The organism is Paraburkholderia sp. Ac-20340 (assembly GCF_017104965.1).
Lineage (GTDB): Bacteria > Pseudomonadota > Gammaproteobacteria > Burkholderiales > Burkholderiaceae > Paraburkholderia.
Window position 1 is genome coordinate 62602 of the sequence record NZ_JAAGPR010000030.1, and the last position, 26604, is coordinate 89205.

The following is a 26604-nucleotide window of genomic DNA, read 5'->3' on the forward strand; positions in this document are numbered from 1 at the left end:
TCCCCTTCTTCTCCCTTCAAGCCGGCGCGCCCCTACGCACGCTAGCGCTAGCGCGCCTGCCGCGCTGATCTCGCTCGCCCTCCGTAAGCCTCGTTCATTGTCAGCGTCGCCATCGGTGGCGCGAACACCCAAAATCCGTTTTTAGACACTGAACAAGTCCCCCCGGAGACCCAAAATGGCAGCAGACAAGCTCATCATTTTCGATACGACGTTGCGTGACGGCGAGCAGTCGCCTGGTGCGTCGATGACGAAGGAAGAGAAGATCCGCATCGCGAAGCAGCTCGAGCGGATGAAAGTCGACATCATCGAAGCCGGCTTCGCGGCCAGCTCGAACGGCGACTTCGACGCGATCCACACGATCGCGGGCCTGGTGAAGGACAGCACGATCTGTTCGCTCGCCCGCGCCAACGACAAGGACATCCAGCGCGCCGCCGACGCGCTCAAGCCCGCCGACCACTTCCGCATTCACACCTTCATCGCCACGTCGCCGCTGCACATGGAGAAGAAGCTGCGCATGTCGCCGGAGCAGGTGCTGGAGCAGGCGAAGCTCGCCGTGCGTTTCGCGCGCAAGTTCACCAACGACGTGGAATTCTCGCCGGAAGACGGCAGCCGCTCGGACATGGACTTCCTGTGCCGCGTGCTCGAAGCGGTCATCGCGGAAGGGGCGACCACGATCAATATCGCCGATACGGTCGGCTACGGCGTGCCGGAACTCTACGGCAACCTCGTGAAGACGCTGCGCGAGCGCATTCCGAATTCCGACAAGGCCGTGTTCTCGGTGCACTGCCATAACGACCTCGGCATGGCCGTGGCGAACTCGCTGGCCGGCGTGCAGATCGGCGGTGCGCGTCAGGTCGAGTGCACGATCAACGGTCTGGGCGAGCGCGCGGGCAATACCTCGCTCGAAGAAATCGTCATGGCGGTGAAGACCCGCAAGGACTACTTCGGCCTCGATCTCGGCATCGATACGTCGCAGATCGTGCCGGCTTCGAAGCTCGTCTCGCAGATCACCGGTTTCGTGGTGCAGCCGAACAAGGCAGTCGTGGGCGCAAACGCGTTCGCGCACGCTTCGGGCATCCACCAGGACGGCGTGCTCAAGGCGCGCGACACCTACGAAATCATGCGCGCGGAAGATGTGGGCTGGACCGCGAACAAGATCGTGCTCGGCAAGCTTTCGGGCCGCAATGCGTTCAAGCAGCGTCTGCAGGAACTCGGCATCGCGCTCGACAGCGAAGCCGAACTCAACAGCGCGTTCGCACGCTTCAAGGAACTGGCCGATCGCAAGTCCGAAATCTTCGACGAAGACATCATCGCGATCGTCACCGAAGAATCCGCTGAAGCGCACGAGAAGGAACACTACAAGTTCGTGTCGCTCTCGCAGCGCTCGGAAACCGGCGAGCGTCCGCACGCACGCATCGTGTTCTCGGCCGATGGTTCGGAAGTCACGGGCGAAGCGGCTGGCAACGGTCCGGTCGACGCGACGTTCAACGCGATCGAAACCGAAGTGGGCAGCGGTTCGGAACTGCTGCTGTACTCGGTGAACGCGATCACGACCGGTACGCAGGCGCAGGGCGAAGTGACGGTGCGTCTGTCGAAGGCCGGCCGTATCGTCAACGGTGTGGGCACCGATCCGGATATCGTCGCGGCTTCGGCGAAGGCGTATATCTCGGCGCTCAACAAGCTGCATTCGGATAACGACAAGCTCAATCCGCAGCGTTCGTAAGCGCTGCGGCATTCGCGCTGCCGATAAAAAACCCCCGTACTCGCGAGAGTGCGGGGGTTTTGTCTTTCAGGCGGGCTGGGGGCGGCCTGCTGTCCGCCTGGGGTCGCGGCGCCTAGAAGCGGCTGCGCACATCCGGGTCGTGCAGCGGGTCGGGCGTTTTCTGCGTGAGACGCAGGATGCCCTGATCGTCGAAGTAGAAGCTGTAGAGCATGTACCAGACGTTGTCTTCCAGATAGCGATAGGTCCACGCTTCCTTTTTCATCAGCGGGAAGTAGGCGGTTTCCTCGGGGCGGCCGAAGTTGGTGAGCACGTCGGTGCGCGTCCACTTGCCGATTTCGGCCTTGTAGAACTCGTTGGGCTGCAGCACCTGGCGCACGTTGACGACCTTGCCGCTGCCGTCGATGTCGGCGGCTACCGTGGTTTCGCCCATCGGCTGGGTTGGCCACATCAGGCGCTTGCCGCCGTCGGGCAGATCGTAGACCTCTTGCGGCTGGCCGAAGCGGGCGACCACGGCCTGGGCGTCGTCGCCGGCGTGGAACTGTTGCCAGGGCTGCGCGCAGCCGGCAAGCATCAGTGCGCCAAGTCCGGCGACGAGCGCGCGGCGCGAATTCGCCAGCGGCAGATGGGCGAGGCCAGCGGCCAGCGCAAAGGAAAGGCGGTTGAGCATGAAGTCTCCCGGGCGCGCGCTTCACGCATGATCGGACGCGGCGCGATTTCGAGCGGGTTGAAACCCGCAGTCGAAACCAGTTATGGAACCGTTATTCTGACACGCCGCGATTTCGCAGGGAGGGCCGATGGGCGCTTTCGGGCTTGCGGCGGCGCGCACGGACGTCCTATGATCCGCGCTTCGTCTGAGGCAGACACAGCAAACGAGGAATGAGCGCATGAAGGCACCGATCCTGGCCCAATTTACGCGTGCGGCGGCTACGTTCGCAGCGGCAGGCGTGCTTGCGTTGGTCGCTCCCGTGGCGCAGGCGGCCGACGCACCCACGGGCAAGCCGATCCAGCTCGCGCTGATCGAAGGCATGTCGGGGCCTTTCGCCGATGCGGGCGCAGCCGTCGAGCGCAATCTGCGTTTTGGCGTGGAGCGCGTGAACGCGGCGGGCGGCGTGGCGCTGGCCGACGGGCGTCATCCGCTCGAACTGGTCGTGCTCGACAGCAAGGGCAGCACCGAAGCCGCGCTGATGCAGCTACGCGCGGCGCAGGATCGGCATATCGGCTTTGTCATGCAGGGCAATAGCTCGGCGGTGGCGGCGGCGCTGCTCTCGGCGATCGACCGTCAGAACGCGCGCGAGCCCGATAACCGCGAACTGTTCCTCAACTATTCCGCCGACGATCCCGCGCTCACCAACGCCAACTGCAGCTTCTGGCACTTCCGCTTCGACGCCCACGCGGGCATGCGCATGGACGCGCTCGCCGATGTGATCGCCGCCGATAAATCGGTGAAGAAGGTCTATCTGCTCAACCAGGACTACAGCTTCGGCCACGACGTCAGCACGCTTGCGCGCGCCGCGCTGGGCAAGCAGCGCCCGGACATCGCCGTGGTGGGCGACGAGTTTCATCCGATCGGCCGCGTGAAGGATTTCGCGCCGTATATCGCCAAGATTCGCGCGTCGGGCGCCGATGCCGTCATCACCGGCAACTGGGGCAACGACCTGACGCTGCTCGTGAAAGCGGCGCGTGAACAGGGGCTCGATACGCGCTTCTACACGTTCTATGGCAACAGCCTGGGCGCGCCTGCTGCGCTCGGCGATGCGGGCGTCAAGCGCGTGATCGCGGTGGCCGACTGGCACCCGAATGCGGGCGGCGCGGCCTCCGACGCGTGGTATCAGGCGTTCCGCGCGCGCTATCCGGCGGCGCAGGACGACTATCCGGTGCTGCGCATGGAGATGCTGGTCGAAATCCTCGCGCAGGCCATGCGCAAGGCCGGTTCGGCTCAACCCGAGGCGGTGGCGAAGGCGCTGGAAGGCATGCGTTTCGACAACGGCTTCCACCCGATGTGGATGCGCGCCGACGATCATCAGATGATCCAGCCCCTTTACGTCATGCAGATGGACAGGCAGGGCACGTCCGGCGTGCGTTTCGACAACGAGGGCTCGGGCTACGGTTTCCGCACGGTACTGGCGCTGCCTGCCGGGCGCACCGTGCCTGCCACGACCTGCAGGATGACGCGTCCATAAGGTGTGCCGTAGTTTGCCGCCGAAGCCAGGCGGCTCGCGGCCCGATGTGGCTGTGCTACAATGCCGGACTCGCCATATTTCGTGGCGGGTGAACTGATCAAGAATCAAGCACGGCACGGCCTTTCTTCCGTGACCGCTCGTTTGTTTTAAAGGAAAAGCAAAATGTCCGTAGCAGATATCAAGAAGTCCGACATCGTCGCGCAATTCGCGCGCGGCACCGGCGACACGGGTTCCCCCGAAGTTCAGGTTGCACTCCTGACGTCGCGTATCAACGAACTGACCGGCCACTTCAAGTCGCACGCGAAGGACCACCACAGCCGCCGCGGTCTGCTGCGTATGGTGAGCCGCCGCCGTAAGCTGCTCGACTACCTGAAGGGCAAGGACGCTGACCGTTACCGCGCACTGATCGAAAAGCTGGGTCTGCGCAAGTAACCGGAAGGGTCTTCCAGAAAGATGCCTGTGTCAGTTCCACTGATACAGGCATTTTGTTTTTGAACGGTACGCTTCTCGCGATGCGTGCCGGGTAGGGCAGGACATGTAGTACAGGGCAGTACACCGTCGTAGCTGGCAGCACAACAGCAGCAGGACCGGGCCACGGGGCAGAGTTTTGTGTCATTCCATCGCATCGTGCGGCGCGACAGTGCGCCGCGGCGTTTGTGTCGCAGCGCGATGCGCTGGAATGGCATAACACTCCTCTGACCTGCGCGGTGCCGGAATCTGTCTTGCCGCGTCGTCCGCGTGTGCGGGCGTCGCATAACAAATGAGTAAGGAGTGAGTGACCATGACCATGTTCAATAAAGTCGTGAAGGAATTCAAATGGGGCCAGCACAATGTGCGCCTCGAAACCGGTGAAATCGCCCGTCAGGCGAGCGGCGCCGTCATCGTCGACGTCGAAGACACCGTCGTGCTCGCGACCGTCGTCGGCGCCAAGACCGCCAAGCCGGGCCAGGACTTCTTCCCGCTCACCGTCGATTACCTCGAAAAGACCTATTCGGCCGGCAAGATCCCGGGTGGCTTCTTCCGTCGCGAAGGCCGTCCGTCGGAAGGCGAAACGCTGATCTCGCGCCTGATCGACCGTCCGCTGCGCCCGCTGTTCCCGGAAGGCTTCTACAACGAAGTCCAGGTCGTGATCCACGTCCTGTCGATCAACCCGGAAGTCCCGGCTGACATCCCCGCGCTGATCGGCGCGTCGGCTGCGCTGGCGATCTCGGGTCTGCCGTTCAACGGGCCGGTCGGCGCCGCACGCGTTGCCTACATCAACAACGAATTCGTCCTGAACCCGACGCGTTCGCAAAGCAAGCAGTCGAGCCTCGACCTCGTGGTCGCCGGTACGGAACGTGCCGTGCTGATGGTCGAATCGGAAGCCGACCAACTGCCGGAAGACGTGATGCTCGGCGCAGTCGTGTTCGGTCACGAGCAGATGCAAACGGCAATCGACGCGATCCATGAACTGGTTCGCGAAGGCGGCAAGCCCGAGTGGGACTGGCAGCCGGCGCCGAAGGACGAAGCGCTGATCGCCCGTATCACCGACATCGCCTACGACAACCTGCTCGCCGCGTACCAACTGCGCGACAAGCAGCAGCGTTCGGCCAAGCTCAAGGAAGTCTACGCAGCAACGTCGGCGAAGCTCGAAGAAGAAGCGGCTGCGGCCGGCACGACGGCAGCCGACAAGGCAACCGTCGGCAACGTGATGTTCGACCTCGAAGCGAAGATCGTCCGTTCGCAGATCCTGAACGGCGAGCCGCGTATCGACGGCCGCGACACGCGCACGGTGCGCCCGATCGAAATCCGCACGGGCGTCCTGCCGCGTACGCACGGTTCGGCACTGTTCACGCGTGGCGAAACGCAGGCGCTGGTTGTCGCCACGCTCGGCACCAAGGGCGACGAGCAGATCATCGACGCGCTCGAAGGCGAGTACCGCGACCGCTTCATGCTCCACTACAACATGCCTCCGTTCGCGACCGGCGAAACGGGCCGTGTTGGTTCGCCCAAGCGCCGCGAAGTCGGCCACGGCCGTCTGGCCAAGCGCGCGCTGGTCGCGTGCCTGCCGAGCGCTGAAGAATTCGGCTACTCGATCCGCGTCGTCTCGGAAATCACCGAGTCGAACGGTTCGTCGTCGATGGCTTCGGTTTGCGGCGGCTGCCTCGCACTGATGGACGCCGGCGTGCCGATGAAGGCGCACGTCGCGGGTATCGCGATGGGCCTGATCCTCGAAGGCAACAAGTTTGCCGTGCTGACTGACATCCTCGGCGACGAAGATCACCTCGGCGACATGGACTTCAAGGTTGCAGGTACGGAAGCTGGCGTGACCGCGCTGCAGATGGACATCAAGATCCAGGGCATCACCAAGGAAATCATGCAGGTTGCGCTCGCGCAAGCGCACGAAGCACGTCTGCACATCCTCGGCAAGATGACCTCGGCGGTGTCGGGCGTGAACACGGAGCTGTCGGCTTATGCTCCGCGCATGATCACCATCAAGATCAACCCGGAAAAGATCCGCGACGTGATCGGCAAGGGCGGTTCGGTGATCCGTGCCCTGACGGAAGAAACCGGCACGACCATCGACATCTCGGACGACGGCGTGGTGACCATCGCTTCGACGTCGAGCGAAGGCATGGCCGAAGCGAAGAAGCGCATCGAGAACATCACGGCTGAAGTCGAAGTCGGTCAGATCTACGAAGGCGCGGTCCTGAAGCTGCTGGACTTCGGCGCGATCGTGAACCTGCTGCCGGGCAAGGATGGTCTGCTGCACATCTCCGAGATCGCCAACGAGCGCATCAAGGACATCAATGACTACCTGAAGGAAGGCCAGATCGTTAAGGTCAAGGTCATCCAGACGGACGAGAAGGGTCGTGTGCGCCTGTCGGCCAAGGCTCTGCTGAACGACGGCAACGCACCGCAAGGCGAACCGCAGCAGTAAGGCGGCTAGCTGAAACGGCCGGCAGCGCGATAAGCGCGCCGGCCGTTTTTTTATGACAATGTCAGGTGGGATTGCCGTGCGTGCCGCGTCGCGGGCGCAGCGCCATCCATACCCTGGGAGACGCGAAAATGTTGGCAGTCGAGATAACCGAATTCGGTGCGCCGGACGTGCTCAAGCTGACCGAGCGCCCGACGCCCGAGCCGAAAGCCGGTGAAGTGCTGATCAAGGTGAGCGCATCGGGCGTGAATCGTCCGGACGTATTCCAGCGCAAGGGTTCGTATGCGCCGCCGCCGGGCATTTCCGATCTGCCGGGCCTCGAGGTCGCAGGCGAGATCGTCGGCGGCAGCATCGACGAAAAGAACAATCCGTTTGGCCTGAAGGTGGGCGATCGCGTGTGTGCGCTGATCGCGGGCGGCGGCTATGCCGAATACGCGGTTGCGCCGCTCGGCCAGTGTCTGCCGGTGCCGAAGGGCTTGACCGATCTCGAAGCGGCGTCGTTGCCGGAAACCTTCTTCACGGTCTGGAGCAACGTGTTCCAGCGCGCTCAACTGGGCAAGGGCGAGGGCGGCGAGAACGAAACGCTGCTGGTGCAGGGCGGTTCGAGCGGTATCGGCGTGACGGCGATCCAGATTGCGCATGCGCTGGGCTTTCGCGTGTTCGCAACGGCGGGTTCGGACGACAAGTGCCGCGCCTGCGAAGCGCTCGGCGCGGAGCGTGCGATCAACTATCGCAGCGAAGATTTCGTCGAAGTCGTGAAGGCGCTCACCCACGACCGCGGCGTGGACGTGATTCTCGACATGGTGGCGGGCGGCTATGTGGCGCGCGAACTGTCGGCGCTGGCCACGGGCGGGCGCATCGTGCTGATCGCCACGCTCGGCGGTTCGAAGGGCGAGATCAACATGGGTGAAATCCTGCGCCGTCGTCTGACGATCACGGGTTCGACCCTGCGCGCACGCTCAGTGGAGTTCAAGGCGCAGATTGCCGCCGATCTCAAGGCGCAGGTCTGGCCGCTGCTCGAAGAGGGGCGGATCAAACCGGTGGTCTACAAGGTGTTCCCGGCTTCGCAGGCCGCCGAGGCCCATGCGCTGATGGAAAGCAGCGAGCACGTCGGCAAGATCATGCTCGACTGGAGCAAGGTGGCGTAATCGTTGCCGCCAGGCCATTCACGCTTGATTTTCCTGGTTTTTTCGACGCAAATTTTTCGTGCGTGACGTTGCGGGCGGTTTGACCCGCTTCGATTACACACAGTAAAATGATGTGTTTTGCGTCCGCTTTTAACAGCAACCGAAACAATGACGAAACAACGATCGAAGCTCGTAGTCGGTAACTGGAAGATGCATGGCCGCTTGACGGCCAATGCGGCATTGCTCGAAGGCGTGGCACAAGGCGCTCAGGCGCTGGCTGCCGACGTGCGTGTCGGCGTGTGCGTGCCGTTTCCCTATCTCGCGCAGGCGCAGGCGCTGCTCGGCGGCAGCCGGGTAGTGTGGGGCGCGCAGGATGTCTCCGCGCACGAGCAGGGCGCCTACACGGGCGAAGTCGCAGCAGGCATGGTTGCCGATTTCGAGGCAGGTTTCGCGATCGTGGGTCACTCGGAGCGTCGCGCGTATCACGGCGAAAGCTCGGAGCTCGTCGCGGTGAAGACGCAGCGTGCGCTGGCGGCCGGCCTCACGCCGATCGTCTGCGTGGGCGAAACGCTGGAGCAGCGCGAAAGCGGCGCGACCGAGCAGGTGGTCGGTGCGCAACTCGACGCCGTGCTGGCCGTGTTGTCGGTTGAGGAAGCGGCGCGCATCGTCGTCGCTTACGAGCCGGTGTGGGCCATCGGCACGGGCAAGAGCGCGACGTCGGAGCAGGCGCAGCAGGTGCACGCATTCCTGCGCGCGCGCCTCGCGGCCAAGGGCGCGAATGTCGCCGATGTCGCCCTGCTGTACGGCGGCAGCGTGAAGCCGGAAAATGCGGCCGAACTGTTCCGTCAGGCCGATATCGATGGCGGCCTGATCGGCGGCGCGGCGCTCAAGGCACAAGATTTCCTCGCGATCTGCGCGGCTGCTACGGCAGGCGCGAGCGTCGCGGGCTAAAGGTTCGCGCACGACGCCTCTTGCGAGGGTCGTGCCGTCCACCATGTGCATCCTCGCGAAGAGGGTGCGTTCAACCAGGACTCAGGTGAGTGTGATGCTGTATTTGAAAACGTTGATTATCGTCGTTCAGCTTCTGTCGGCGCTCGGGGTGATCGGCCTCGTATTGCTGCAGCACGGCAAAGGTGCCGACATGGGCGCGGCTTTTGGCAGCGGCGCGTCGGGCAGCCTGTTCGGCGCAAGCGGTTCGGCCAACTTCCTGTCGCGTACCACTGCAATTCTCGCAACGGTATTTTTCGTGTCGACGCTTGCATTAACGTACCTGGGGTCGTATCATGCGAAGCCTTCGGCGGGCGTGCTTGGCGCTTCGGCTCCAGCCCCGGTCGTTGCTTCTGCACCGATCGCAGCGAGTGTTTCCGCAGCGTCTAGTGCAAGCGTTCCGGCAGTTGCAGCTTCGGCTGCTGCAGCCTCGGTTCCCGGCAACGATGTTCCGAAATAAGTTTCAAAAATCTGTTTTTGTGCATTGAACAAACGGCGAGAACAGGTTAGAATTTAAGTCTTGAAGCGATTCGCGGGTTTCAATAAATTGTTGTCCCGGATTGCATGTAGTGCCGACGTGGTGAAATTGGTAGACACGCTATCTTGAGGGGGTAGTGGCGAAAGCTGTGCGAGTTCGAGTCTCGCCGTCGGCACCAATGTATTCGATAAAATGCCAGCCGCTTGCTTCATCAGCTTCGGCTGGCATTTTTGCTTTATACGTCGTGTTTGTTTCGTTCGCAGCGCGAAGTACGTAAAGCGATTCCCGCGGTACGACCAGAAGTTGTCCTGCGGAACCTCAGAACCAACCGATAGAGGATAGCCTTGAACCTCGCTACCTATTACCCCGTCCTGTTGTTCCTTCTCGTAGGTATTGGTCTGGGCGTGGCGCTGGTCAGCATCGGCAAGATCCTCGGTCCCAATCGGCCAAACAGCGAAAAGAATTCACCGTACGAGTGCGGCTTCGAAGCGTTCGAAGACGCGCGCATGAAGTTCGATGTACGGTATTACCTCGTGGCCATTCTCTTCATCATCTTCGATCTCGAAACGGCATTCCTGTTTCCGTGGGGCGTTGCCCTGCGCGATATCGGCTGGCCGGGTTTTCTGTCGATGATGCTGTTTCTGCTCGAATTCCTGCTGGGCTTTGCCTACATCTGGAAGAAAGGCGGTCTGGACTGGGAATGACGGGTTAAATCGCCGGATAGCATGGGCGGCACTGTGGGGACACTGCAGGCCGTCCGCTGGAGTGGAAAGCACATGAGTATCGAAGGGGTCTTGAAGGAAGGTTTTGTCACCACTACGGCTGACAAGCTGATCAACTGGACGCGCACTGGCTCGCTGTGGCCAATGACGTTCGGCCTGGCGTGTTGCGCGGTCGAAATGATGCACGCGGGCGCGGCCCGTTACGACCTCGACCGCTTCGGCGTGGTGTTTCGCCCGAGTCCGCGTCAGTCCGACGTGATGATCGTCGCCGGCACCCTCTGTAACAAGATGGCGCCCGCACTGCGCAAGGTCTACGACCAGATGGCCGAGCCGCGCTGGGTCATCTCGATGGGGTCCTGCGCCAACGGCGGCGGTTACTACCATTACTCGTATTCGGTCGTGCGCGGTTGTGACCGTATCGTGCCGGTCGACGTCTATGTGCCAGGTTGTCCGCCCACCGCGGAAGCCCTGGTCTACGGGGTGATCCAGTTGCAGGCGAGGATTCGCCGCACTAGCACCATCGCCCGTCAATAAAGGCCAACGCCTCCCCCACAATATGGCAAGCAAACTCGAGACCCTGAAAGCGAACCTCGAAGCGGCCCTTGGTGCGCGCGTCGTCAGTCTCACTGAAAAGCTCGGTGAGTTGACCTTGGTCATAAAAGCGGTAGATTACCTGAATGTCGCGACAGAATTGCGCGACAATCCGTCGCTCCGCTTCGAACAGTTGATCGACCTCTGCGGCGTCGACTATCAAACCTATGGCGACGGCGCCTGGGACGGCCCGCGTTTTGCGGCCGTTTCGCAGCTGCTCTCCATCACGAATAACTGGCGCTTGCGTCTGCGCGTGTTCGCGCCGGACGACGAAGTGCCTATCGTCGCTTCTGTCGTGGATATCTGGAATTCGGCCAACTGGTACGAGCGTGAAGCGTTCGACCTGTTCGGCATCGTCTTCGAAGGTCACCCCGACCTGCGCCGCATTCTGACCGACTACGGTTTCATCGGCCATCCGTTCCGCAAGGACTTCCCGGTTTCCGGTTATGTCGAGATGCGATATGACCCGGAGCAGAAGCGGGTAGTCTATCAACCGGTTACGATCGAGCCGCGCGAGATCACGCCGCGTGTGATCCGCGAGGATCGCTACGGTGGTCTGAGGAAACACTAAGAGGGTCGCATGTCAGAGATCAAGAACTACACGCTCAACTTCGGCCCGCAGCACCCGGCAGCGCACGGTGTGCTGCGCCTCGTGCTCGAGCTCGACGGCGAAGTGATCCAGCGCGCCGATCCGCATATCGGCCTGCTGCATCGCGCGACCGAAAAGCTCGCCGAAAGCAAGACCTTCATCCAGTCGGTGCCGTACATGGACCGTCTCGACTATGTGTCGATGATGGTCAACGAGCACGGCTATGTGCTCGCGATCGAAAAGCTGCTCGGCATCGACGTGCCGATCCGCGCGAAGTACATCCGCGTCCTGTTCGACGAAATCACCCGCGTGCTGAACCACCTGATGTGGATCGGCTCGCACGGTCTCGACGTCGGCGCCATGGCCGTGTTCCTGTACGCGTTCCGCGAGCGCGAAGATTTGATGGACGTCTACGAGGCGGTGTCGGGTGCGCGTATGCACGCGGCTTACTACCGTCCGGGCGGCGTCTATCGCGATCTGCCGGACGCCATGCCGCAATACAAGGCGTCGAAAATCCACAACGAGAAAGCACTGGCGAAGATGAACGAAGCGCGCCAGGGCTCGGTGCTGGACTTCATCGACGACTTCTTCACGCGCTTCCCGGGTTGTGTCGACGAGTACGAAACGCTGCTCACCGACAACCGCATCTGGAAGCAGCGTCTCGTGGGTATCGGCGTGGTCACTCCTGAACGCGCCATGCAGCTCGGTCTCACGGGCGCGATGCTGCGCGGTTCGGGCATCGAGTGGGATCTGCGCAAGAAGCAGCCGTACGAAGTCTATGACCAGCTCGACTTCGACATCCCCGTCGGCGTGAACGGCGATTGTTACGACCGCTACCTCGTGCGTATCGAAGAGATGCGCCAGTCCACCCGGATTGCGAAACAGTGCATTGAGTGGCTGCGCAAGAATCCGGGTCCGGTGATGGTCGACAATCACAAGGTTGCGCCGCCGTCGCGCGTGAACATGAAGTCGAACATGGAAGAGCTGATTCACCACTTCAAGCTCTTCACGGAAGGCTTCCATGTACCCGAAGGCGAAGCGTACGCAGCCGTCGAACATCCGAAGGGTGAATTCGGCATCTACCTGGTGTCGGATGGCGCGAACAAGCCGTATCGTCTGAAGATCCGCGCGCCGGGGTATGCCCACCTGTCCGCGCTGGACGAAATGGCGCGCGGTCACATGATTGCCGACGCGGTAACGATTATTGGCACGCAGGACATTGTGTTCGGCGAAATCGACCGCTAAGGCTGCAAACTGCCGGCGCGCCCGCAGGTGCGGTGCGCGCGGCGAAATACCGGGAACGCCACGACTGTCGCAGCGAGCAGCAATGCACAACGCGCGGCAGGTGTTTGTCTGGCGGGAATTGAAACGGTAGGAATTGAAAGAGTCGTGTCTGAAAATGATCTCAGCTGAAGGCCTGAAAGAAATCGATCGCGCGCTGTCGAAGTACCCCGCCGATCAACGACAGTCCGCCGTGATGGCGGCTTTGGCCGTGGCTCAGGAAGAGCATGGCTGGCTGTCCCCCGAACTGATGCAGTTCGTGGCCGACTACATCGGCATGCCGCCGGTGGCAGTCCAGGAAGTCGCCACCTTCTATACGATGTTCGAGACCCGGCCGGTCGGCAAGCACAAGATCACGCTCTGCACGAACCTGCCTTGTCAGCTTGGCCCGGACGGCGGCGCGGAAAGCGCTGCGGAATATCTGAAGCAGAAGCTCGGTATCGACTTCGGCGAAACCACGCCCGACGGCAAGTTCACCTTGAAAGAGGGTGAGTGCATGGGCGCGTGCGGCGACGCACCGGTGATGCTCGTGAACAATCACCGCATGTGCAGCTTCATGAGCCGCGAGAAGATCGACCAGCTGCTCGAGGAGCTTGCGAAATGACTGCATTGCACGATCGACACATCAAACCCCTGATTCTCGCGGGCCTCAACGGCGAGAACTGGCATCTGCAGGACTACGTTGCGCGCGGCGGTTACGCCCAGCTGCGCCGTATCCTCGAAGAAAAGATTCCGCCCGAGCAGGTGATTGCGGACGTCAAGGCCGGCGGTCTGCGCGGCCGTGGCGGCGCGGGCTTCCCGACCGGTCTGAAGTGGAGCTTCATGCCGCGTCAGTTCCCGGGCCAGAAGTATCTTGTCTGCAATTCGGACGAAGGCGAGCCGGGCACGTTCAAGGATCGCGACATCCTGCGCCTGAACCCGCATGCGGTGATCGAAGGCATGGCCATCGGCGCCTACGCGATGGGCATCACCGTGGGCTACAACTACATCCACGGCGAGATCTTCGAGGTGTATCGCCGCTTCGAAGCCGCGCTCGACGAAGCGCGCGCAGCAGGCTTTCTCGGCGACAACATTCTCGGCACGGACTTCACGTTCCAGCTGCACGCGCACCATGGCTATGGCGCGTATGTGTGCGGCGAGGAAACCGCGCTGCTCGAATCGCTCGAAGGCAAGAAGGGCCAGCCGCGTTTCAAGCCGCCTTTCCCGGCGAGCTTCGGCGTGTACGGCAAGCCCACCACGATCAACAACACCGAGACCTTCGCGGCCGTTCCTTTCCTGCTGACCGTCGGTCCGCAGGCGTACATGGAACTCGGCAAGCCGAACAACGGCGGCACCAAGATCTTCTCGATCTCGGGTGACGTGGAGCGTCCGGGCAACTACGAGATTCCGCTCGGCACGCCGTTCGCGACGCTGATGGAACTCGCCGGCGGCGTGCGCGGCGGCAAGAAGCTCAAGGCCGTGATTCCGGGCGGTTCGTCGGCGCCGGTCATTCCGGGCGAGCTGATGATGCAGACGGACATGGACTATGACTCCATCGCCAAGCAGGGCTCGATGCTCGGCTCGGGCGCGGTCATCGTCATGGACGAAACGCGCTGCATGGTGCGCTCGCTGCTGCGTCTGTCGTACTTCTACTACGAAGAGTCGTGTGGCCAGTGCACGCCTTGCCGCGAAGGCACGGGCTGGCTCTATCGCGTGGTGAACCGTATCGAGCACGGCCAGGGCCGTCAGGAAGACCTGGATCTTCTGAACTCGGTGGCGGGCAACATCATGGGCCGTACGATCTGCGCGCTCGGTGACGCGGCGGCCATGCCGGTGCGCGGCATGCTCAAGCATTACTGGGACGAATTCGAATATCACGTGCACAACAAGCGTTGTCTCGTCGGCGGTCATGCCGGCTCGCACGCAGCCCCGGAAACCGTGGCTGCCTGAATGGGCGAGTAAGGACAGCGCGCGCACGAACCGCGTAGCGGGGAATGCCGCTGTGAAATTGAGCGGTAACAGGTTAGGGACGATTAACCATCATGGTTGAACTTGAAATAGACGGCAAGAAGGTGCAGGTGCCCGAGGGCAGCATGGTGATCCAGGCTGCGCAGCGCGTGGACACGTACATTCCGCACTTCTGCTATCACAAGAAGCTGTCCATCGCGGCCAACTGCCGGATGTGTCTCGTCGATGTCGAGAAGATGCCGAAGGCCGTGCCCGCATGCGCGACGCCGGTGTCGCAGGGCATGGTCGTGCGCACGACGTCGGACAAGGCCGTGCAGGGCCAGCAAGCCGTGATGGAATTCCTGCTGATCAACCACCCGCTCGATTGCCCGATCTGCGATCAGGGCGGCGAGTGCCAGCTGCAGGATCTGGCCGTGGGTTACGGCAAGTCGGCGTCGCGCTTCAGCGAAGAAAAGCGCGTGGTGTTCCACAAGAACGTCGGCCCGCTGATCTCGATGGAAGAGATGTCGCGCTGCATCCACTGCACGCGCTGCGTGCGCTTCGGCGACGAAATCGCCGGCGTGATGGAGTTCGGCATGCTTGGCCGCGGCATGCACTCGGAAATCAGCACCTTCCTCGGCAAGACCGTGGATTCGGAGCTGTCGGGCAACATGATCGACCTGTGCCCGGTGGGCGCGCTGACGAGCAAGCCGTTCCGCTTCTCGGCGCGTACGTGGGAACTGTCGCGCCGCAAGTCGGTGAGTCCGCACGATTCGACCGGTGCGAACCTCGTCGTGCAGGTCAAGAACAACCGCGTGATGCGCGTGCTGCCGTTCGAGAACGAAGCCGTCAACGAGTGCTGGATCTCGGACAAGGACCGTTTCTCGTACGAAGGCCTGAACGCCGAAGACCGCCTCACGCGCCCGATGATCAAGCAGGGCGGCGAGTGGGTCGAGACCGACTGGCAGACCGCGCTGGAATACGTGGTCAAGGGTATTCGCGGCATCAGCGACGATCATGGCGAAAACATGCTCGCCGCGCTGGTCAGCCCGTATAGCACCATCGAAGAACTGCATCTCGTGAAGCAACTCGCGGACGCAATCGGCACGCCGAACGTCGACTTCCGCCTGCGTCAGAGCGATTTCGCCGCGCCGCTGGAAGGCGCGCCGTGGCTCGGCACGAAGATCGCCGATCTGTCGTATGCCGATTCCGCATTCATCGTCGGTTCGTTCCTGCGTCGCGATCACGCGCTGTTTGCTGCGCGTCTGCGTCAGGCTGCCAAGGGCGGCGCGCAGGTGTCGTTCCTCAACGCGACCGGCGACGGCTCGCTGATTCCGAACGCACAGCGTATCGTGGCCGCGCCGTCGGCATGGCTCGACGAACTCGCTGCGATTGCCGCTGCCGCCGCCGAAGCGAAGGGCGTCGCGCTGCCGGAAGGCTTCGCCGGCGCGCAAGCCACCGAAGCCGCGAAGCAGGTTGCGGCCTCGCTCGCAAGCGGCGAGCGCCGCTTCGTGCTGCTCGGCAACGCTGCGGTCCAGCATCCGGAATTCTCGCGTCTGCACGCCGCCGCCCAGTTCATCGCTGAGACGACGGGCGCCACGCTCGGCTTCCTCACGGAAGCTTCGAACACGGTCGGTGCGCACCTCGTGGGCGCATTGCCGGGCCGCGACGGTCTGAACGCACGCGAAGTGTTCGAGCAGCCGCGCAAGGGTTATCTGCTGTTCAACGTCGAACCGGAGTTCGACACGGCCAACCCGGCTGCTGCGCGCGCTGCGCTCGCGCAGGCCGAAATGGTCGCCGTGTTCTCGCCGTTCAAGACCGGTCTGGACTACGCGGACGTGCTGCTGCCGATCGCACCGTACACGGAAACGTCGGGCACCTTCGTCAACGCCGAAGGCACCGTGCAGACCTTCAACGGCGTCGTGCGCCCGCTCGGCGACACCCGTCCGGCCTGGAAGGTCCTGCGCGTGCTGGGCACGCTGCTCGGCCTGCCGGGCTTCGAATACGACGCCGCGGAAGAGGTGCGCCGCAAGGCGATCGGCGACGGCAGCTTCGAAGCGCGTCTGTCGAACAAGGCCGGCGCAACGGTCGCTCGCGGTCAAGCTGCGAAGGCAGCGGAAGGCCGCTTCGAGCGTATCGCCGATGTGCCCATCTATCACGCCGATCCGATCGTGCGCCGCGCCGAAGCGCTGCACCTCACGACGGCCGCGCGCGTGGCGAACACGGTCGGCCTGCCGGCTGCGCTGTTCGACCAGCTCGGCCTGAAGGAAGGCGATGCGGTGCGCGTGCGTCAGGGCGAGCTGTCGGTGACGGCGCCCGCAACGCGCGATGCGAATCTTGCGCCGACGGCGGTGCGCGTGTCGGCGGCAACGCCGGCCGGCGCGCAGCTCGGCAGCCTGTTCGGTGAACTGCTGGTGGAGAAGGCGTAAATGAGCTTGTTCGATACGATCAATGCAGGCGGCAGCCAGCTGCTCGGTATGGCCTGGCCCACGGTGTGGGCGCTGGTGCGCATTCTCGTCGTCGCGGTGGTGATCCTGCTGTGCGTGGCGTACCTGATCCTCTGGGAGCGCAAGCTGATCGGCTGGATGCACGTGCGTCTGGGCCCGAACCGCGTCGGCCCCGCAGGTCTGTTGCAGCCGATCGCCGACGTGCTGAAGCTGCTGCTCAAGGAAGTGATTCAGCCTGCCCAGGCGAGCCGCTGGGTCTACATGGTCGCGCCGATCATGGTGGTGGTGCCGGCCTTCGCAGTCTGGGCGGTGATTCCGTTCCAGGCAGGCGCGGTGCTCGGCGACATCAACGCGGGTCTGCTCTACGTGATGGCGATCTCGTCGTTCGGCGTCTACGGCGTGATTCTCGCGGGCTGGGCTTCGAACTCGAAGTACGCGTTCCTCGGCGCCATGCGCGCCGCGGCGCAGATGGTTTCGTACGAAATCGCGATGGGCTTTGCGCTCGTCGTGGTGCTGATGGTGTCGGGCAGCCTGAACCTGTCGGACATCGTGCGTCAGCAGATGCAAGGCATGTTCGCGAGCCACGGCATCACGTTCCTCTCGTGGAACTGGCTGCCGCTGCTGCCGATGTTCGTCGTGTACTTCATCTCGGGTCTCGCCGAAACGAACCGCCACCCGTTCGACGTGGTGGAAGGGGAGTCGGAAATCGTCGCGGGTCACATGGTCGATTACTCGGGGATGGGCTTCGCGCTCTTCTTCCTCGCCGAGTACATCAACATGATCGTGATCTCGGCGCTCACCTCGGTGCTGTTCCTCGGTGGCTGGAGCGCGCCGTTCGCGTTCCTCGATTTCATCCCGGGCGTGTTCTGGCTGGTCCTGAAGACTTTCTTCTTCCTGTCCGTGTTCATCTGGGCTCGCGCGACGTTCCCGCGCTTCCGCTATGACCAGATCATGCGTCTTGGCTGGAAAGTGTTCATTCCGGTGTGCGTGGTCTGGCTGATTGTGGTGGGCTTCTGGTATATGTCGCCGCTGAGCATCTGGAAATAAGGGGCGAACGAAATGACCGCTATTCAACAGTTCTTCAAGACGTTCTTCCTGACCGAGCTGCTCAAGGGCCTCGCGCTGACGGGTCGTTACACCTTCAAGCGCAAGTTCACGGTGCAGTTCCCGGAAGAGAAGACCCCGATGTCGCCGCGTTTTCGCGGTTTGCATGCGCTGCGCCGCTATGAAAATGGCGAAGAGCGCTGCATCGCGTGCAAGCTGTGCGAAGCCGTGTGCCCGGCGATGGCTATCACCATCGAATCGGATGTGCGTGCCGACAACACGCGCCGCACGACGCGCTACGACATCGACCTGACCAAGTGCATCTTCTGCGGTTTCTGCGAAGAAAGCTGCCCGGTCGATTCGATCGTCGAAACGCACATTCTCGAGTACCACGGCGAGAAGCGCGGCGATCTGTACTTCACGAAGGAAATGCTGCTGGCCGTGGGCGATCGCTACGAAGCGCAGATCGCGGCAAACAAGGCAGCAGATGCACCGTACCGTTGATCTTCAGTTTGACGCTGCATCGGCCCGCGGTTCGGGCCGGCTGCGGGGCACGCCTGCGCCTGAAAATGCCGCGTTCCTGCATGCCGACCGCCGCGGCGCGACGCTCCCTGGTCTGGCCGCCAGTCTGCGCTGCGCAATCCGCCTTATGATGGCCTCAACGATGAACCAGTAATCATGGAATTCACGACCGTCCTGTTCTACATCTTCGCGCTGTTGCTCACGCTATCAGGGCTGAAGGTGATCACCTCGCGCAATCCCGTCTCGTCGGCGCTCTTCCTCGTGCTCGCGTTCTTCAACGCGGCCGCGGTGTGGATGCTGCTCGAGGCCGAGTTCCTCGCGATCCTGCTGGTGCTCGTCTACGTGGGCGCGGTGATGGTGCTGTTCCTGTTCGTGGTGATGATGCTGGACATCAACATCGACGTGCTGAGCCGCGACTTCAAGCGCTTCATCCCGGTCGCGACCATCGTCGGCGCGATCATGGTGGTCGAAACCGCGCTGATTCTCTGGCACGGCTACGGCGCGACCACCACGCCGGTGGCCGATGGCTCGCTCGCCGCGGTGTCCTCGGGTGCGATGTCGAACACGCATCTGATCGGCAAGATCATCTACACCGATTACATCTTCGCCTTCGAAGTCGCCGGCCTCGTGCTGCTGGTCGCCATCGTCGCGGCCATCGGCCTGACCGTGCGCGAGCCGAAGGACAGCAAGCGCCAGGACGTGTCGAAGCAGGTCGCCGTGCGTGCCAAGGACCGCGTGCGTCTCGTGAAGATGCAGGCGGTGGTCGAAGTGCCGGAAGTGGAAGAGGCCGCGCCGGCCGACGCCGCTGCGGCACCGGCTGCAGCGCCTGGTGCCGCCCCGGCCGCGCCGGCAACGAAGAGCTAAGCGCGAAGGAGCGAACCACTATGTTGACTCTGGCCCATTACCTTGTCCTCGGCGCGATCCTGTTTGCGATCTCGATCGTCGGCATCTTTCTGAATCGGCGCAACGTCATCATCATCCTGATGGCGATTGAGCTTATGTTGTTGGCGGTGAACACGAACTTCGTTGCGTTCTCGCATTATCTCGGTGACGTTCACGGACAGATTTTCGTGTTCTTCGTGCTTACAGTTGCGGCGGCGGAAGCAGCAATTGGTCTGGCTATTCTTGTGACTCTGTTCCGCAGCCTCGACACGATCAATGTCGAGGATCTCGATCAGCTCAAAGGCTAAGGCAGGCGGTTATGGCTACGACACTCAACGAAAACTTGCTGCTGGCGATTCCGCTGGCTCCACTCGCCGGCTCGCTCATCGCGGGTTTGTTCGGCAAGACAGTGGGGCGCGCTGGCGCGCATACGGTCACCATTCTCGGCGTGGCGATTGCGTTCGTGCTTTCATGCATGACGTTCTTCGACGTGCTGGGCGGCGCGAGCTTCAACGCGACCGTCTACGAATGGATGTCGGTAGGCGGGATGAAGTTCGAAGTGGGCTTCCTGATCGACTCGCTCACGGCGCTCATGATGATCGTCGTGACCTTCGTGTCGCTGATGGTGCACATCTACACGATCGGCTACATGGCCGAAGAAGAGGGCTACCAGCGCTTCTTCTCGTACATCGCGCTGTTCACGTTCTCGATGCTGATGCTCGTGATGGCCAACAACTTCCTGCAGCTGTTCTTCGGCTGGGAAGCGGTGGGTCTGGTCTCGTACCTGCTGATCGGCTTCTACTTCAAGCGTGAAAGCGCCATCTACGCGAACATGAAGGCGTTCCTCGTGAACCGCGTGGGCGACTTCGGCTTCCTGCTGGGCATCGGTCTGCTGCTCGCGTACGGTGGTTCGCTGAACTACAACGACGTGTTCGCAAAAGGCAACGAGCTCGCCGCGCTGACGTTCCCGGGTACTTCGTGGAACCTGCTCACCGTTTCGTGCATCTGCCTGTTCATCGGCGCGATGGGTAAGTCGGCGCAGTTCCCGCTGCACGTCTGGCTGCCCGATTCGATGGAAGGCCCGACGCCGATCTCCGCACTGATTCACGCGGCAACCATGGTGACGGCCGGTATCTTCATGGTCGCGCGCATGTCGCCGCTGTTCGAACTGTCGGACGCAGCGCTGTCGTTCATCGTCGTGATCGGCGCCATTACCGCGCTCTTCATGGGTTTCCTGGGCGTCGTGCAGAACGACATCAAGCGCGTGGTGGCTTACTCCACGCTCTCGCAGCTCGGCTACATGACGGTCGCGCTCGGTGTCTCGGCTTACCCGGTCGCGATCTTCCACCTGATGACGCACGCGTTCTTCAAGGCGCTGCTGTTCCTCGGCGCGGGTTCGGTCATCATGGGCATGCACCACGATCAGGACATGCGCAACATGGGCGGCCTGCGCAAGTACATGCCCATCACGTGGATCACGTCGCTGGTCGGTTCGCTTGCGCTGATCGGCACGCCGTTCTTCTCGGGTTTCTACTCGAAGGATTCGATCATCGACGCCGTGAAGCTCTCGCACCTGCCGGGTTCGGGCTTCGCGTACTTTGCGGTGGTCGCCAGCGTGTTCGTGACGGCGCTGTACTCGTTCCGTATGTACTTCCTCGTGTTCCACGGTGAAGAGCGCTTCCGCGGTCCGAAGCATCCGGAGTCGCCGATGGGGATCGAAGCGGCTCATGGCGCTCATGGTGACCACGGTCACGACGATCATCACGTGCATGTTCCGCACGAGTCGCCGTGGGTGGTCTGGGTGCCGCTCGTGCTGCTCGCGATTCCGTCGATCATCGCCGGTGCGTACGCGATCGACCCGCTGCTGTTCGGTTCGTTCTTCCAGAACGGCGTGGCGTTCGACAAGGTTATCTTCATCGGCCAGAACCATCCGGGTCTGAGCGAGATGGCAGAAGAGTTCCACGGCTGGGCCGCGATGGGCGCACATGCGTTCTCGGGCGTGCCGGTCTGGCTTGCGCTGGCAGGCGTGGTGGTGGCGTGGTTCTTCTATATGAAGCGCCCGGATCTGCCGGCCGTCGTGCAGCGCACGTTCGCACCGGTCTACAAGCTGCTGGCAAATGCGTATTACCTCGACAAGATCAACGAAATCGTCTTCGCACGCGGAGCAGTCGCTATCGGTCGCGGTCTGTGGAAGGAGGGCGATGTCGTCGTGATCGACGGCGTCGTGAACGGGAGCGCCAAGTTTATCGGCTGGTTTGCAACTGTCATTCGTTTCCTGCAATCCGGCTATATCTATCACTACGCATTTGCCATGATTATTGGCATGCTTGGCCTCCTTACCCTGTTTGTAACGCTCAGCGGCAAATAAGGCGAGGAAACGCATGCACGCAACCCCGATTCTGAGTATTGCGATCTGGATGCCGATCATTTTCGGCGTCATCGTTTTAGTAGTGGGTTCCGACCGGAACCCGGGCCGAGCCCGCTGGCTCGCGCTCATCGGTTCAGTGCTTAGTTTCCTCGTTACGCTTCCGCTCGTTTCGGGCTTCGACACCACCACGGCTGCGCTGCAGTTCGAGGAAAAGTCGGTCTGGATCGACCGGTTCAATATTGCCTATCACCTGGGCGTCGACGGCATCGCCATGTGGTTCGTGGTGCTCACGGCGCTCATTACGGTGATCGTGGTGATCGCGGGCTGGCAGGTCATCAAGGAAGATGTCGCGCAGTATTTCGCGGCCTTCCTGGTGCTGTCGGGTCTCATGATCGGCGTGTTTTGCGCCGCTGACGGTCTGCTGTTCTACGTGTTCTTCGAAGCCACGCTGATCCCGATGTACATCATCATCGGTGTCTGGGGCGGCCCGAATCGCGTGTACGCAGCCTTCAAGTTTTTTCTGTACACGCTGGCCGGTTCGTTGCTGATGCTGGTCGCGTTGCTGTATCTGTACCGTGTGACGCACACGTTCGAACTGGCCGCCTGGCAAGACGCAAAGCTGGCGATGACACCGCAGATCCTGCTGTTCGTCGCGTTCTTCTTCGCGTTCGCCGTCAAGGTGCCGATGTTCCCGGTTCATACGTGGTTGCCGGACGCACACGTCGAAGCGCCTACGGGCGGTTCGGTCGTGCTGGCCGCCATCATGCTGAAGCTCGGTGCGTACGGTTTCCTGCGTTTCTCGCTGCCGGTGACCCCGGACGCGAGTCATTACCTGGCGCCGGTCATCATCACGTTGTCGCTGATCGCTGTGATCTATATCGGCCTCGTGGCGATGGTGCAGGCGGACATGAAGAAGCTGGTCGCGTATTCGTCGATCGCCCACATGGGCTTCGTCACGCTCGGCTTCTTTATGTTCGGCCCGTCGAGCCAGCTCGCTGTCGAAGGCGGGATCATCCAGATGATCTCGCACGGTTTCGTCTCGGGCGCCATGTTCCTGTGCATCGGGGTGCTGTACGACCGCATGCATACGCGCCAGATCGCCGATTACGGCGGCGTCGTCAACACGATGCCGAAGTTCGCGGCGCTGGCCATGCTGTTTGCAATGGCTAACTGCGGCCTGCCGGGCACCTCGGGATTCGTCGGCGAATTCATGGTGATTCTGGCCGCAGTGAAGTTCAACTTCTGGATCGCATTCGGGGCGGCGTTCACGCTGATCCTGGGCGCGGCCTACACGTTGTGGATGTACAAGCGGGTGTACTTCGGCGCCATCTCGAACGACCATGTTCGCGAGCTGAAGGACATCAACTGCCGCGAATACGGGATTCTTGTCGTGCTCGCGCTGTTCACGCTTTTCATGGGCATCTACCCGAAGCCCTTTACCGATGTGATGCACGTTTCCGTGGAAAACCTCCTCTCCCACGTCGCAGTGTCGAAACTGCCGCTGTCACAGTAATACCGAGCGGAGGAACAAAAGATCATGCCAAACGCCCCTATGTACGCTCTGCTACCCGATGCGCTGGTACTCGCCGGCATCATCGTCGCGTGGCTCAACGACACGTTCTCCGGTCCTTCGGGCCGGCGCACGACTTATCTCATCGCCTTGCTGACGACGATCGTCGCCGGTGCCTGGTTCGCGGTGAACGCCCTCGACACGCAACAGCCGAGCTATTTCTTCTCGCGCATGTACGTGGTGGATGCGTTCGCCAGTGCGATGAAGGCCGTCGTGACGCTCGGCTACGCCGTGTCGATCGTGTACTCGCGCAAATATCTCGAAGACCGTGACCTGTTCCGGGGCGAGTTCTTCCTGCTTGGCATGTTCTCGCTGCTCGGCCAGATCGTCATGATCTCGGGCAACAACTTCCTCACGCTGTACCTCGGTCTCGAACTGATGTCGCTGTCGCTGTACGCGCTGATCGCGCTGCGCCGCGACGCCTCGCAGTCGAACGAAGCGGCCATGAAGTACTACGTGCTGGGCGCGCTCGCATCGGGCTTCCTGCTCTACGGTATTTCGATGCTGTACGGCGCGACCGGCTCGCTCGATCTGGGCGACGTGTTCAAGGCGGTCGCCTCGGGCCATATCAACGACATCGTGCTGCTGTTCGGCGTGGTCTTCGTGGTTGCCGGCGTGGCCTTCAAGATGGGCGCGGTGCCGTTCCACATGTGGGTGCCGGACGTCTATCAAGGCGCTCCCACGGCCATGACGCTGCTCACGGGCGGTGGCCCGAAGGTGGCCGCGTTCGCGTGGGCCGTGCGCTTCCTCGTCATGGGTCTGCTGCCGCTGGCGGTGGACTGGCAGGAAATGCTGATCATTCTCGCGGCGCTGTCGATGATCGTCGGCAACATCACGGGTATCGTCCAGCGTAACGTCAAGCGCATGCTGGCGTACTCGGCGATCTCGAACATGGGCTTCGTGCTGCTCGGTCTGCTCGCCGGCATCGTCGACAACAAGGCGACGGGCGCAGCCAGCGCGTACAGCTCGGCGATGTTCTACAGCATCGTCTACCTGATCACGACGCTCGGCGCATTCGGTGTGGTGATGATGCTCGCGCGCCGCGACTTCGAAGCAGAAACGCTCGACGACTTCAAGGGCCTGAACCATCGCAGCCCGATGCTCGCCTTCGTCATGATGCTCGTGATGTTCTCGCTCGCCGGCATTCCGCCGACGGTCGGCTTCTACGCGAAGCTCGCCGTGCTCGAAGCGACGATGAACGCCGGCCTCACGTGGCTCGCGATCCTGGCCGTGGTGACGTCGCTGTTCGGCGCGTTCTACTACCTGCGTATCGTCAAGCTGATGTACTTCGATGCACCGCAGGACAGCTCGCCGATCCAGAGCCATGCCAGCAACCGCGCCATGCTCACGATCAACGGCGTCGCCGTGCTCGTGCTCGGCATCATTCCGGGCCCGCTGATGTCGCTGTGCCTGCAAGCCGTTACGCACTCGTTGCCTCTGTAATATGTCGGCAGCAGGGTGGTTTATCGTATTGTTGGCGCTCGCGGGCGCCAACCTGCCGTTTCTCAATCAGCGTCTGTTCGGCCTTGTGCCGATGCGCGCGCCCAGGAAGAGCGCATGGGTCCGCATCGCCGAGCTGATCGTGCTGTATTTCGTGGTCGGTGCGTTCGGCTTCCTGCTGGAAGCGCGCGCCGGTAACCGCTTCGACCAGGGCTGGCAGTTCTACGCCATCACGTTCAGTCTTTTTGTCGTGTTCGCGTTCCCCGGCTTCGCCTGGCAATATCTCGTCAAACGCCGTCCGGCGTGATGCAGGCGCCTCGCTCGACGAGCGGGGCGCGCGCATTGTCGATTGCAGCGCGGTTTTCCGCGCCTTGCCGTTCGATACCTGTTCCTATTTCCGATCCTCCCGAGGTTGAACCATGGCTGCTGAAGATCAGAAACACGACCCGGCGCTCGCCGAGACGTGTGTGGAAAGCACGACGCTCCACGCGGGCAAATTCCTGACGCTCAAGTGCGACACCGTGGCCTTGCCCGACGGCAAGCACGCCACGCGCGAATACGTCCAGCATCCGGGCGCGGTGATGGTGATCCCGCTGTTCGACGACGGCCGCGTGCTGATGGAGCGTCAGTACCGTTACCCGCTCGCGCGCGTGATGACCGAATTCCCGGCGGGCAAGCTCGATCCGCAGGAAGGCGCGCTCGCCTGCGCGAAGCGCGAACTCAAGGAAGAGACCGGCTATACGGCGCGCGAGTACATCTATCTCACCAAGATCCATCCGGTGATTTCGTACTCGACCGAGTTCATCGATATCTATCTCGCGCGCGGTCTCACGTCGGGCGAATCGAAGCTCGATGAAGGCGAATTCCTGGAGACCTTTACGGCGACGCTGCCGGAACTGCTCGAATGGGTGCGCGAAGGCAAGATCACGGACGTGAAAACCATTATCGGCACGTTCTGGCTTGAAAAGGCGCTCTCGGGTAGCTGGCCGCTCGGGCAGCCTGCTTAAGCTGCGTCAGCAGGCGCCGTTCGAAGCGGTGCAAATGTTTTACAGACGGCGGCCCGCAAGGCCGCCGTCTTCACATGAGCGTCATAAATCGGCGTTAAGCAAAGGCCAAGCGGGGCGTTCCGCGCGGCGCTACAATCGACCACCGATCGACGAGCCGCTTCTGAGCCCGACCTGAACGCCGCACGGCATCGGTGTTTTCCCCGCCCGGAAATTTTACGAACGATCGTTCACAAATTTTCATTTTGCGATACACTCCAACGCAAGCCTCGATTCCCCATGAAGGTCCTCGATTTACAGTGCCCTGAAGGCCATCGGTTTGAAGGCTGGTTCGCTTCCGCTGACGATTTCGAATCGCAGCTTTCGCGCAAGCTGGTCGGATGCCCGATGTGCGGCGCCACCAACGTGGCCCGCGTGCCGTCCGCGCCCCGGCTGAATCTGTCGGGTGCGAGCGCGGATCGTTCCGCCGCGCCCGCGCCTTCCGCTGCGGCGGGTCAGCCTGGTAATGCCGGGCAGGCTGCGCAGTGGCAGGCTCAGGCGCTGCGCGCGATTCGCGAGGTGCTGGAGAAAACGGAGAACGTAGGTGACCGCTTCGCCGAGGAAGCCCGGCGCATGCACTACAACGAAGCGCCCGCGCGCAATATACGCGGCGTCGCTTCCGCGGAGGATGCGCGAGCGCTCGTCGAAGAAGGCATCGATGTGATGCCGCTGCCGGTGCCGGCCGCGCTGAAGGGTCCGCTGCAATAGCCATGCGGGTCTTCGCCGCGGTTCGGGTTCGCTCCCAACCAGCCGCGGCCAGGAGACAA

General features: G+C 62.3%; 25 protein-coding genes and 1 tRNA gene. 25 read left to right on the forward strand and 1 reads right to left on the reverse strand.

Going from position 1 to position 26604, the window contains the following annotated elements; all coding sequences use genetic code 11:
- The first annotated feature begins 175 nt into the window (after positions 1-175).
- Entirely contained in the window at positions 176-1723 is a 1548-nt protein-coding gene (locus G3N59_RS28675) for a 2-isopropylmalate synthase (protein ID WP_205986205.1), read from the forward strand.
- 112 nt (positions 1724-1835) lie between these two features.
- Here G3N59_RS28675 and G3N59_RS28680 read toward each other — a convergent pair whose 3' ends face one another.
- Entirely contained in the window at positions 1836-2294 is a 459-nt protein-coding gene (locus tag G3N59_RS28680; RefSeq protein ID WP_241024364.1) for a hypothetical protein, read from the reverse strand.
- A 313-nt stretch (positions 2295-2607) separates the two neighbouring features.
- Between G3N59_RS28680 and G3N59_RS28685 the strand changes: the two genes are divergently transcribed.
- The 24 genes from G3N59_RS28685 to G3N59_RS28800 all read left to right on the forward strand — a co-directional run bounded on the left by G3N59_RS28685 (position 2608) and on the right by G3N59_RS28800 (position 26545).
- On the forward strand, positions 2608-3903 hold the full coding sequence (locus G3N59_RS28685; RefSeq protein ID WP_205986206.1) for a branched-chain amino acid ABC transporter substrate-binding protein: 1296 nt from the start codon (positions 2608-2610) through the stop codon (positions 3901-3903).
- A 162-nt stretch (positions 3904-4065) separates the two neighbouring features.
- Positions 4066-4335 (forward strand): 30S ribosomal protein S15, encoded by a 270-nt coding sequence (gene rpsO, locus G3N59_RS28690; protein WP_027795476.1) that lies wholly within the window; start codon positions 4066-4068, stop codon positions 4333-4335.
- Positions 4336-4684: 349 nt separating this feature from the next.
- Positions 4685-6823: a polyribonucleotide nucleotidyltransferase gene (gene pnp / locus G3N59_RS28695; protein WP_205986207.1), complete on the forward strand. Its 2139-nt coding sequence runs from the start codon at positions 4685-4687 to the stop codon at positions 6821-6823.
- A 128-nt stretch (positions 6824-6951) separates the two neighbouring features.
- Positions 6952-7968 (forward strand): NAD(P)H-quinone oxidoreductase, encoded by a 1017-nt coding sequence (locus tag G3N59_RS28700; RefSeq protein ID WP_205986208.1) that lies wholly within the window; start codon positions 6952-6954, stop codon positions 7966-7968.
- A gap of 147 nt (positions 7969-8115) precedes the next feature.
- Entirely contained in the window at positions 8116-8898 is a 783-nt protein-coding gene (gene tpiA / locus G3N59_RS28705) for a triose-phosphate isomerase (protein ID WP_205986209.1), read from the forward strand.
- 94 nt (positions 8899-8992) lie between these two features.
- Positions 8993-9394, forward strand: a complete 402-nt coding sequence (secG, locus tag G3N59_RS28710) for a preprotein translocase subunit SecG (protein WP_205986246.1) — start codon at positions 8993-8995, stop codon at positions 9392-9394.
- Between the two features lie 111 nt (positions 9395-9505).
- Positions 9506-9590 (forward strand) — tRNA-Leu (locus tag G3N59_RS28715).
- 166 nt (positions 9591-9756) lie between these two features.
- Positions 9757-10116 carry an NADH-quinone oxidoreductase subunit A gene (locus G3N59_RS28720; RefSeq protein ID WP_205986210.1) on the forward strand — a complete coding sequence of 120 codons (360 nt, stop codon included), beginning with the start codon at positions 9757-9759 and terminating at the stop codon, positions 10114-10116.
- A gap of 72 nt (positions 10117-10188) precedes the next feature.
- A complete protein-coding gene (locus G3N59_RS28725) occupies positions 10189-10668 on the forward strand; it encodes an NADH-quinone oxidoreductase subunit B (RefSeq protein WP_205986211.1) in 480 nt (159 codons plus the stop codon).
- Between the two features lie 22 nt (positions 10669-10690).
- Positions 10691-11296 (forward strand): NADH-quinone oxidoreductase subunit C, encoded by a 606-nt coding sequence (locus tag G3N59_RS28730; protein WP_205986212.1) that lies wholly within the window; start codon positions 10691-10693, stop codon positions 11294-11296.
- 9 nt (positions 11297-11305) lie between these two features.
- Positions 11306-12559 carry an NADH-quinone oxidoreductase subunit D gene (locus G3N59_RS28735; RefSeq protein WP_205986213.1) on the forward strand — a complete coding sequence of 418 codons (1254 nt, stop codon included), beginning with the start codon at positions 11306-11308 and terminating at the stop codon, positions 12557-12559.
- Between the two features lie 154 nt (positions 12560-12713).
- A complete protein-coding gene (nuoE, locus tag G3N59_RS28740; RefSeq protein ID WP_205986214.1) occupies positions 12714-13199 on the forward strand; it encodes an NADH-quinone oxidoreductase subunit NuoE in 486 nt (161 codons plus the stop codon).
- The gene (gene nuoF / locus G3N59_RS28745; protein ID WP_205986215.1) at positions 13196-14524 is read left to right on the forward strand and encodes an NADH-quinone oxidoreductase subunit NuoF; all 1329 of its coding nucleotides are present in this window, start codon (positions 13196-13198) and stop codon (positions 14522-14524) included. The genes nuoE and nuoF overlap by 4 nt, the downstream gene beginning before the upstream one ends.
- Before the next feature lie 92 nt (positions 14525-14616).
- Positions 14617-16950 carry an NADH-quinone oxidoreductase subunit NuoG gene (gene nuoG, locus G3N59_RS28750; protein ID WP_205986216.1) on the forward strand — a complete coding sequence of 778 codons (2334 nt, stop codon included), beginning with the start codon at positions 14617-14619 and terminating at the stop codon, positions 16948-16950.
- Positions 16951-18015, forward strand: coding sequence for an NADH-quinone oxidoreductase subunit NuoH (nuoH, locus tag G3N59_RS28755; RefSeq protein ID WP_205986217.1), 1065 nt, complete (start codon positions 16951-16953; stop codon positions 18013-18015). It begins immediately after the preceding gene.
- Between the two features lie 12 nt (positions 18016-18027).
- On the forward strand, positions 18028-18516 hold the full coding sequence (gene nuoI / locus G3N59_RS28760; protein WP_144271534.1) for an NADH-quinone oxidoreductase subunit NuoI: 489 nt from the start codon (positions 18028-18030) through the stop codon (positions 18514-18516).
- 174 nt (positions 18517-18690) lie between these two features.
- On the forward strand, positions 18691-19398 hold the full coding sequence (locus G3N59_RS28765; RefSeq protein ID WP_205986218.1) for an NADH-quinone oxidoreductase subunit J: 708 nt from the start codon (positions 18691-18693) through the stop codon (positions 19396-19398).
- A 20-nt stretch (positions 19399-19418) separates the two neighbouring features.
- A complete protein-coding gene (gene nuoK / locus G3N59_RS28770; RefSeq protein ID WP_006052894.1) occupies positions 19419-19724 on the forward strand; it encodes an NADH-quinone oxidoreductase subunit NuoK in 306 nt (101 codons plus the stop codon).
- 11 nt (positions 19725-19735) lie between these two features.
- Positions 19736-21784, forward strand: coding sequence for an NADH-quinone oxidoreductase subunit L (gene nuoL, locus G3N59_RS28775; RefSeq protein ID WP_205986219.1), 2049 nt, complete (start codon positions 19736-19738; stop codon positions 21782-21784).
- Between the two features lie 13 nt (positions 21785-21797).
- On the forward strand, positions 21798-23297 hold the full coding sequence (locus G3N59_RS28780; RefSeq protein WP_205986220.1) for an NADH-quinone oxidoreductase subunit M: 1500 nt from the start codon (positions 21798-21800) through the stop codon (positions 23295-23297).
- 24 nt (positions 23298-23321) lie between these two features.
- On the forward strand, positions 23322-24797 hold the full coding sequence (gene nuoN / locus G3N59_RS28785) for an NADH-quinone oxidoreductase subunit NuoN (RefSeq protein ID WP_241024356.1): 1476 nt from the start codon (positions 23322-23324) through the stop codon (positions 24795-24797).
- A 1-nt stretch (position 24798) separates the two neighbouring features.
- Positions 24799-25101, forward strand: coding sequence for a DUF2818 family protein (locus G3N59_RS28790; RefSeq protein WP_205986221.1), 303 nt, complete (start codon positions 24799-24801; stop codon positions 25099-25101).
- A 112-nt stretch (positions 25102-25213) separates the two neighbouring features.
- Positions 25214-25801: an NUDIX hydrolase gene (locus G3N59_RS28795; protein ID WP_205986222.1), complete on the forward strand. Its 588-nt coding sequence runs from the start codon at positions 25214-25216 to the stop codon at positions 25799-25801.
- A gap of 276 nt (positions 25802-26077) precedes the next feature.
- Complete coding sequence (locus tag G3N59_RS28800) at positions 26078-26545, forward strand: DUF1178 family protein (RefSeq protein WP_205986223.1); 468 nt, start codon at positions 26078-26080, stop codon at positions 26543-26545.
- Positions 26546-26604: the final 59 nt, after the last annotated feature.

What these genes read in the sequence shown, in the direction of transcription:
- G3N59_RS28700 (WP_205986208.1), top strand. Translation starts at nt 6,952, where the DNA reads ATGTTGGCAGTCGAGATAACCGAATTCGGTGCGCCGGACGTGCTCAAG.
- nuoF (WP_205986215.1), top strand. Translation starts at nt 13,196, where the DNA reads ATGACTGCATTGCACGATCGACACATCAAACCCCTGATTCTCGCGGGC.
- G3N59_RS28675 (WP_205986205.1), top strand. Translation starts at nt 176, where the DNA reads ATGGCAGCAGACAAGCTCATCATTTTCGATACGACGTTGCGTGACGGC.
- G3N59_RS28725 (WP_205986211.1), top strand. Translation starts at nt 10,189, where the DNA reads ATGAGTATCGAAGGGGTCTTGAAGGAAGGTTTTGTCACCACTACGGCT.
- G3N59_RS28735 (WP_205986213.1), top strand. Translation starts at nt 11,306, where the DNA reads ATGTCAGAGATCAAGAACTACACGCTCAACTTCGGCCCGCAGCACCCG.
- tpiA (WP_205986209.1), top strand. Translation starts at nt 8,116, where the DNA reads ATGACGAAACAACGATCGAAGCTCGTAGTCGGTAACTGGAAGATGCAT.
- nuoG (WP_205986216.1), top strand. Translation starts at nt 14,617, where the DNA reads ATGGTTGAACTTGAAATAGACGGCAAGAAGGTGCAGGTGCCCGAGGGC.
- G3N59_RS28790 (WP_205986221.1), top strand. Translation starts at nt 24,799, where the DNA reads ATGTCGGCAGCAGGGTGGTTTATCGTATTGTTGGCGCTCGCGGGCGCC.
- nuoI (WP_144271534.1), top strand. Translation starts at nt 18,028, where the DNA reads ATGACCGCTATTCAACAGTTCTTCAAGACGTTCTTCCTGACCGAGCTG.
- G3N59_RS28730 (WP_205986212.1), top strand. Translation starts at nt 10,691, where the DNA reads ATGGCAAGCAAACTCGAGACCCTGAAAGCGAACCTCGAAGCGGCCCTT.
- pnp (WP_205986207.1), top strand. Translation starts at nt 4,685, where the DNA reads ATGACCATGTTCAATAAAGTCGTGAAGGAATTCAAATGGGGCCAGCAC.
- nuoK (WP_006052894.1), top strand. Translation starts at nt 19,419, where the DNA reads ATGTTGACTCTGGCCCATTACCTTGTCCTCGGCGCGATCCTGTTTGCG.
- G3N59_RS28685 (WP_205986206.1), top strand. Translation starts at nt 2,608, where the DNA reads ATGAAGGCACCGATCCTGGCCCAATTTACGCGTGCGGCGGCTACGTTC.
- G3N59_RS28795 (WP_205986222.1), top strand. Translation starts at nt 25,214, where the DNA reads ATGGCTGCTGAAGATCAGAAACACGACCCGGCGCTCGCCGAGACGTGT.
- rpsO (WP_027795476.1), top strand. Translation starts at nt 4,066, where the DNA reads ATGTCCGTAGCAGATATCAAGAAGTCCGACATCGTCGCGCAATTCGCG.
- nuoE (WP_205986214.1), top strand. Translation starts at nt 12,714, where the DNA reads ATGATCTCAGCTGAAGGCCTGAAAGAAATCGATCGCGCGCTGTCGAAG.
- nuoH (WP_205986217.1), top strand. Translation starts at nt 16,951, where the DNA reads ATGAGCTTGTTCGATACGATCAATGCAGGCGGCAGCCAGCTGCTCGGT.
- G3N59_RS28800 (WP_205986223.1), top strand. Translation starts at nt 26,078, where the DNA reads ATGAAGGTCCTCGATTTACAGTGCCCTGAAGGCCATCGGTTTGAAGGC.
- G3N59_RS28780 (WP_205986220.1), top strand. Translation starts at nt 21,798, where the DNA reads ATGCACGCAACCCCGATTCTGAGTATTGCGATCTGGATGCCGATCATT.
- nuoL (WP_205986219.1), top strand. Translation starts at nt 19,736, where the DNA reads ATGGCTACGACACTCAACGAAAACTTGCTGCTGGCGATTCCGCTGGCT.
- G3N59_RS28765 (WP_205986218.1), top strand. Translation starts at nt 18,691, where the DNA reads ATGGAATTCACGACCGTCCTGTTCTACATCTTCGCGCTGTTGCTCACG.
- secG (WP_205986246.1), top strand. Translation starts at nt 8,993, where the DNA reads ATGCTGTATTTGAAAACGTTGATTATCGTCGTTCAGCTTCTGTCGGCG.
- G3N59_RS28680 (WP_241024364.1), bottom strand. Translation starts at nt 2,294, where the DNA reads ATGCTTGCCGGCTGCGCGCAGCCCTGGCAACAGTTCCACGCCGGCGAC.
- nuoN (WP_241024356.1), top strand. Translation starts at nt 23,322, where the DNA reads ATGCCAAACGCCCCTATGTACGCTCTGCTACCCGATGCGCTGGTACTC.